This window comes from Oribacterium sinus (assembly GCF_963537195.1).
Taxonomy (GTDB): domain Bacteria; phylum Bacillota; class Clostridia; order Lachnospirales; family Lachnospiraceae; genus Oribacterium; species Oribacterium sinus_A.
Map to the genome: position 1 here is coordinate 1 of NZ_CAUTEG010000109.1, position 6,822 is coordinate 6,822.

A 6,822-nucleotide genomic window follows, 5' to 3' on the forward strand; every position below is an offset into this window, starting at 1 on the left:
AACCGGTCATATTTCTTCTGGACGGTGTATAAGCTTTATATGTCTTAATACCCATTTTCCTTTTTCTCCTTCTTTCTGCGTATAATTGAGAAATTTTTTCACGCAGTTCTTAGCAATTTACAGTGCGCTGAAAATCTCGATTTCCTTAGACTCAGCAGTCAATGTAACGATTGCCTTCTTAGTCTTGGCTGTCTTTCCGAATACCATTCCTCTTCTCTTCTTCTTTCCGTCAAGGTTCATGGTGTTAACAGCCTTTACCTTTGTTCCTTCGAACATCTTCTCTACAGCTTCTCTGATCTGAATCTTGTTAGCTTCAGGATTTACCAGGAAGGTGTACTTTTTCTCGCTCATGTCTGCCATGGACTTCTCAGTCACAACAGGGCGAAGAATCACATCGAAATATTGTAAGTTAGCCATTATGCGTATACCTCCTCAAGTTTTAAAAGAGCCGCCTTTGTAGCTAATACAGTGCCGTACTTCAAAACATCGTAAACGTTTAACTCGTTAACCTGAGCTGTCTTTACATTCTGAATATTTCTTGCAGAAAGCACAGTATTCTGATCATTCTGATCCAGAAGAACGAAAGCCTTGTTTACCTTGAAAGCGTCCAACATGCTCTGGAAGTTCTTGGTCTTAATCTCGTCGAAACGAATCTCATCCAATACAATAAGCTTGTTCTCTGCTACCGCGTTAGACAGTGCAGACTTTAACGCTGCTCTCTTTTCCTTCTTGTTCATGCCTGTGGTGTAATCTCTTGGAGTCGGGGCAAATACTACTCCGCCGCCCTTCCACTGCGGGGCACGAATGGAACCTTGTCTTGCATGACCTGTTCCCTTTTGTCTCCAAGGCTTTCTTCCGCCTCCGGAAACCTCTGCACGAGTAAGGGCTTTCTGTGTTCCCTGACGCTTGTTAGCAAGCTGTGCAACTACTGCGAGGTGTAATAAGTGCTCGTGAACCGGTGCTGCGAAAATCGCATCATTCAGATCCATCTTGCCAACTTCCTTACCCTGCATATTAAATACAGATACGTTAGCCATTAGTATGTTCCTCCTTCCTTCTCGTCTTAGGACTTAACAGCTTCTTTGATGGTTACAAGAGCCTTCTTTGGTCCCGGAACCGCACCCTTAACCAGGATTAATCCCTGTTCTGCATCAACCTTCACTACAGTAAGGTTCTGAGTAGTAACCTTTACCGCACCCATGTGAGAGGGCATTCCCTTACCGGGAAGTACTCTGGATGGTGTTGCAGATGTACCGTTAGATCCCTGATGACGATGGAACTTAGAACCGTGGGTCATTGGTCCTCTGTGCTGTCCATATTTCTTAATAGCAGATGCAAATCCCTTACCCTTGGAAGTAGCACTTACGTCTACCTTATCTCCTTCAGCAAAGATATCTGCCTTAATCTCATCTTTAACCTTATACTCTTCTGCATTCTCAAAACGGAATTCTCTTAAGAATCTCTTGTAAGAAACGCCGGCCTTGTCGAACTGTCCCTTAAGAGGCTTGTTCACCAGCTTCTCTCTCTTCTCTAAAAATCCCACCTGAACTGCCTTGTAACCGTCGTTCTCAAGGGTCTTTACCTGGGTAACCACGCAAGGACCGGCCTGCAGTACAGTTACTGGAATCAACACACCATTTTCATCCCAAATCTGTGTCATTCCTACTTTTGTTGCCAAAATAGCTTTCTTCATCTGTTCTCCTTTCTACAGCGGAACCGTAATCGGTTCATACTAGAATTATTTGTTTTTCATCTTGATGTCTACGAAAACACCTGCGGGCATCTCCAATCTCTGTAAGCTGTCCATGGTCTTCTGGTTAGGATTGATGACATCAATCAATCTCTTGTGGGTTCTCTGCTCGAACTGCTCGCGAGAATCCTTGTACTTGTGCACTGCACGAAGAATTGTTACAACTTCCTTCTTGGTAGGAAGAGGTACTGGGCCAGAAACCTGAGAACCTGTCTTCTTGCAGTTCTCTACGATTTTTGCGGCGGATTCGTCCACAAGGCCGTGCTCGTAAGCCTTGAGGGTGATTCTCATTACTTGACTTGCCATAAAAAAAGTCGCCTCCTATCGGGTTATTGACGATAAGTTGGTGACTGTACACGTTTCCGCGCGTATCTTATAAAAATACACACGCCGCACCCGCTGCTTGGTGCTTAGATTGTAGTACAGTGACCTGCCGTCAGTTTCAAAACTTGACATTCGCTCCAGAAAGCTCTCTGTAGAAACTTATACATTACTGCTTTCATTTCTATAGTAATCTTTTCCTTCAACGCTATCATGCCACAGCCGTACTAAAATACCATATCCCCGGCCGGAAAGCAAGATTTATCCCGCTTTTTTTGCACAAAATCAAAAACATAAGCAAATCAACTTATCACCAAGAATCCTTGTTTCCGGATTCAATTCCACGCCACCGTGCGTGTCGCATAAGTATAATAGAAAAAAGAAGCCTTGTAAAGACTTCTTTCACTTGTCAGCCGATATTTTCCTCAAAAAATTCTCCGTATAGTCCTGTGTTCCATCCGGCTCGATCCACATGGCTTCCACATCCGTTCCGCCATCCTGAAACTTCTTCAGAAGCGCTTTTCCCTCTTCCACATCCAGAATAAAAAGAGCCGTAGAAAGCCCATCCGCAAGGCCGGAATCCTTAGTCAAAATGCTTACGGAACGGTGGCGGTCAGCCGGCATCCCTGTTCTCGGGTCCACGATATGGGCATATCGTTTTCCGTTTACCACATAAAAACGCTCATAGTCTCCACTGGTGACCAAAGAAGTGTCTTCAATTTCTCCCGCCACCGCAAACTGTTCTTCATCCTGTCCATCCACGTAAAAGGGATTTTCCACGGGGCAAACCCAGCGTTTTCCGTCTCCCCTTTTTCCGATAGCCCTCAGGTTTCCGCCAATATTCAGTAAATAATGCTTAGCACCGGCTTCTTCCAGAAGCTCTGCGGCCCTTTCCACGGACCAGCCCTTGGCAATACCGCCTACATCCAGCCTAAGCTCAGGATCTTGAAAATACACGGTGGAGTTTTCTTCATCCAAAATTAAATCCTCAATATTACAATGTTTGGACGCCTCCAAAAGAGCAGTTTCCTCCGGAAGACTTGCATTTTCCGGATTGGCAATGCCTGCCTCCCGGTAATCGTGCCAGATTCGCAGCACTGCCCCATAAGCAATATTTACCTCTCCATCGGTCTTTTCATAAATTTCCTTTCCGAACTTCAGTAAGGCCATTATCTCCGAATCCACCTTTACCGGAGCAGTGCCGGCATTTTCATTTACATACTTTAAGTTCTGTACTCCGGGATAATCGTCATACACATCAAAAAGCTGATGGAGCTCCTGCAGGCGCTTATGCACTGCCTTAAAGTTTTTCTGAAAATCACCTTCATTGCCCTCGTAGCCGATGACCAGAGAAACCGTATCAAAGACATCCATAAACTGGTCCTGGTAGCGATTCTTCTTTCCGCAGCCGCTAAGAAGAAGGCAGACACTGAGGACAAGGCAAGCGCCAAGGGCAAGACAGGACTTTCGAAGGCGTAAAAAAGAAAAAGAAGCATGAGGAAATGTCTTTTTAGTGCTCACGATACAAAATCCCCTCTTCCTCTTTGTGACGGGCGAACCATGTCTTTACATAGGGGCAGGTGGGAAGAATTTTTCCGCCCTGTCCCTTAACCTCTGCAATAGCCTTTTCCACCAAGGTTCCTGCAATCCCCTGTCCTCGGAGAGAGGGGTCCACAAAGGTATGGTCAAACTCATAGACCTTTTCCTCTTCTATATAATAAGGAAAAGTTATTTCCGCCAGTACTTTTCCGGCCTCTTCATAGCGAATCTGATGCTTCTCTATTTTCCATTCCATAAACTGCTCCTTTCTAAAAAACAGCAAAACCGCTCTCCGGTTTAGCCTTTAAATCCATTTTTCAACAAGAAAAACTAAAGATGTCTTCTGTAACAAAGTTAGTTTACTATAACATTTTTTCTTCACAAAAAAAAGCTTCACTTTCCTCCGACAGAACTGAACTGTTCTCCCCCAGACTAAACCAGTCTGCATTATGGAAAAGAAGCTTTTTTCTATTTTTAGCATTCTCTATGATTTATACGGAAATAACTTAAGCTCTCCTTTATTATATTCTCCCAAATATACCTCGTGTATACTTTGATAGCCCTGCTTTTTCAATTCCTCTTGAAGCCATTCCTTGTCTTTTTCGATAATGGTCAGAATGTTTTTCTGAAGGTGTCCATCGGTAATCAGGGGAAATTTTGGATTTTCCTCTCCGTATTTTACGATAATCAACTGTCCGTTCTGCTCACAAACAGCCCTTTTCACCTCCGTTACGGAATATACCCGATTGGTTCGTAATTTAAAGGAGAGATCATGGGCGGAAAGCCCCAGCTTTTTACAGTTGTCATAGAGAATAGCCCCCTCATCCACTACGAGAAGGGCAATACCGTCCAGAACCTGCTTCATTTTTACATTGTGCATCTTCACGTAGCGAAGAAGCAGAACCAGACCGCACCAAATCGCCAACACCGCCAGATATTCCCAAATCTTGATGTTGTCGTTATAAATTACACCGCCGATAATACCGCCCAATACATAGTTTTGTACCGCATCGGAGGCTGTACTGGGTGCCAGATTGCCTTTTCCTGAGATGTTAATGACAAAAATCAAAGCAAAAAAGCCGATAAATAACTTTTCCGCTACTAAAATGAATTCCTGCATCCTCTTGCCTCCTAACGTTTAAAAAGCCGGGAAAGAAAAATGCTCTCTACGCGCTTTCCTTTCCCGGCCTATCCCGGAGATAGAGAGATTTGAACTCTCGCGCCGGTTTCCCGACCTACCGCATTTCGAGTGCGGACCCTTCAACCACTTGGGTATATCTCCTGATTTTTTGTAAAAAAAACGGCGAGACAGTCTCGCCATTCCTTCACAATGCCGGCGACCGGGGTCGAACCGGTATGGGATTTTTGTCCCGCAGGATTTTAAGTCCTGTGCGTCTACCTATTCCGCCACGCCGGCGTTTCAAGTTTCCCTGAAAACGTCGCATTGTTTTGCAACAGTACGATAATACAGAATGTTCCTCTGCTTGTCAATACGGGGGCAGTAAAAATTCAAAAAAGTTTTGAAGATTTGAAGAGTTAATTCTCAAACTAGGTTCCACAACGGGATTTACCCGCGGGAATTCCTTTAGAATTCCTTTTAGAAAATTTGAAATCTTTACGTAAAATAGTCGTAGGCTAAACGCTTGGTTCCATCTCCTACGATAACCTCTCCACAATATTGAAATCCGAAACGCTGAATGGCCCTTTGCATGACCTGATTATTCTCATGGGTATCAATCCTAAGGTAGGGATGCTGTTCCTTACAAAACTGAAAGCATAACTGGGCAAGACCGGGAATTTTTCCGGAGGATACCACCCGATGAATGACGCCATAGGCTTCATTCCTATGCCAAGCTCCTTCATAGATTTCTTTATAATTGGGCTCTTCTCCCACATGAAAATGAAAGACCAGCTCAATCTCCTCCGCCTCTCCTACATAGAGATATCCCTCTTTGATATCCTTTCGAATCAAATCCTCCGGAGGATTATTCTTTCCCCACTGCGTAGGATTCCCGTTTTTCTCCATAAATTCTCTGGCCTTTTCGTATAAAGGCATAATCTGCCGTAAATCTTCCGGCTTTGCTTTTCGAATCTGTAGCATAACGGTCATCCTCCTAATCTCTTTAAAGCTTCTTTGGAAAGTATCGTTAAAAAGCTTCTTTTATAAATTCCTGTTGAAATTCCTGTTGAAATCCTCGTTAAAAGCCCCCACTTGGACTTTATGTCTAAACTTATATGATAGCTGTTTTCAGCACAAAATAATTACTAAATTTTCCATTAAAACTTATTTGTTTTCCACAAAGACTGTCTTTTTTTCTCTCATTATGACTTTTTCTTTTCTCAGGGCGGCGGATAAGCTGATATCCTTACACTTTCCCCTATATACTCCACATTCGGATATTATCCGTAAGTGGATATTATCCGAATGTGGAGTATAGGAGATTCCTAAGGCTACCGCTATAATCCTTTTCAGGAGGTGGATATGCCTTATCTCAAACATCATTTTCTTTATCTTTTTCTACTCTATGCAGCCATCAAAGATTTACAAGAACGGAAAATCCCCAAAGTCTATTTTATACTTTTTCCCTCATTCTTTTTCTTCCTTCTTGCTTTCCCCTTTGAAGCCGCAGATCTGAAAAAATCCCTTATTACCCTTATCTACTGGATTCTAAGTCTTTTCGTAAGCTATCCCCTCTTTTATTTCACCGCCGCCGGAGGAGCAGACTGGAAACTATGCTCCCTTCTTATCCCCCTTTTACCCTTGGAAGAAAGTCTTCCCCTTCTCCTCCTGGCATCCCTTTTCTCTTTCCTTTTATTTTTCATTTGTCACATAGAAGACATTCCCTATGCTTTTTCTCTCTTTCTCGGCTACACCCCGATTATGCTGATGAAAGGATAAATTCTTAATTCCCACAGAAAGGATATTCGTCATGGAAAAAATTCTTGCCATCTACGATGAAGATGCCCTGTATTGCAAGCGTCTTAGCCTTTACCTTCGGCAAAACACCAAGCTCCCCTTCCAAATCTATCCGATTCTTAACAAAGAAAGCCTGGAAAGCTTCTCCAAGAAAAAGGAAGTGGATCTTCTGCTTCTCTCCGAAAAAAATGCGAAAAACCTCCATTTTTCTCCCAAGTCCCACAAAACCCTTTATCTTTCCGAAGAAAATCTACTTACAAAGCAACGGAAGGAGAATTGTATCTATAAATACCAG

9 protein-coding genes, 2 tRNA genes and 1 pseudogene are annotated in these 6,822 nt (G+C 43.3%); 2 read left to right on the plus strand and 10 right to left on the minus strand.

From position 1 onward, the window contains the following. Positions 1–117: 117 nt before the first annotated feature. The 10 genes from rplW to RYL27_RS10010 all read right to left on the minus strand — a co-directional run bounded on the left by rplW (position 118) and on the right by RYL27_RS10010 (position 5,720). Positions 118–417: a 50S ribosomal protein L23 gene (gene rplW, locus RYL27_RS09965; protein ID WP_007157678.1), complete on the minus strand. Its 300-nt coding sequence runs from the start codon at positions 415–417 to the stop codon at positions 118–120. After that, positions 417–1,037 carry a 50S ribosomal protein L4 gene (gene rplD / locus RYL27_RS09970; RefSeq protein WP_007157679.1) on the minus strand — a complete coding sequence of 207 codons (621 nt, stop codon included), beginning with the start codon at positions 1,035–1,037 and terminating at the stop codon, positions 417–419. Before rplD ends, rplW begins: the two co-directional genes overlap by 1 nt. A gap of 26 nt (positions 1,038–1,063) precedes the next feature. After that, positions 1,064–1,693, minus strand: a complete 630-nt coding sequence (gene rplC, locus RYL27_RS09975) for a 50S ribosomal protein L3 (RefSeq protein ID WP_183683845.1) — start codon at positions 1,691–1,693, stop codon at positions 1,064–1,066. A gap of 45 nt (positions 1,694–1,738) precedes the next feature. Beyond that, positions 1,739–2,056 (minus strand): 30S ribosomal protein S10, encoded by a 318-nt coding sequence (rpsJ, locus tag RYL27_RS09980; RefSeq protein ID WP_007157682.1) that lies wholly within the window; start codon positions 2,054–2,056, stop codon positions 1,739–1,741. Positions 2,057–2,473: 417 nt separating this feature from the next. Further along, positions 2,474–3,592 (minus strand): FAD:protein FMN transferase, encoded by a 1,119-nt coding sequence (locus tag RYL27_RS09985; RefSeq protein WP_314966961.1) that lies wholly within the window; start codon positions 3,590–3,592, stop codon positions 2,474–2,476. After that, positions 3,582–3,866, minus strand: a complete 285-nt coding sequence (locus RYL27_RS09990) for a GNAT family N-acetyltransferase (protein WP_183683849.1) — start codon at positions 3,864–3,866, stop codon at positions 3,582–3,584. The genes RYL27_RS09985 and RYL27_RS09990 overlap by 11 nt, the downstream gene beginning before the upstream one ends. 228 nt (positions 3,867–4,094) lie before the next feature. Beyond that, positions 4,095–4,730: a DUF421 domain-containing protein gene (locus tag RYL27_RS09995; protein WP_314966963.1), complete on the minus strand. Its 636-nt coding sequence runs from the start codon at positions 4,728–4,730 to the stop codon at positions 4,095–4,097. A 74-nt stretch (positions 4,731–4,804) separates the two neighbouring features. Then, positions 4,805–4,892, minus strand: a tRNA-Ser gene (locus RYL27_RS10000). A 49-nt stretch (positions 4,893–4,941) separates the two neighbouring features. Next, positions 4,942–5,027, minus strand: a tRNA-Leu gene (locus tag RYL27_RS10005). A 198-nt stretch (positions 5,028–5,225) separates the two neighbouring features. Then, positions 5,226–5,720 (minus strand): N-acetyltransferase, encoded by a 495-nt coding sequence (locus tag RYL27_RS10010; protein ID WP_314966965.1) that lies wholly within the window; start codon positions 5,718–5,720, stop codon positions 5,226–5,228. A 372-nt stretch (positions 5,721–6,092) separates the two neighbouring features. Here RYL27_RS10010 and RYL27_RS10015 point away from each other — a divergent pair, with 372 nt between their 5' ends. Next, positions 6,093–6,509 (plus strand): prepilin peptidase, encoded by a 417-nt coding sequence (locus RYL27_RS10015; protein ID WP_314327524.1) that lies wholly within the window; start codon positions 6,093–6,095, stop codon positions 6,507–6,509. 31 nt (positions 6,510–6,540) lie between these two features. Further along, positions 6,541–6,822: pseudogene (locus RYL27_RS10020) on the plus strand (AAA family ATPase); the annotation flags it as partial.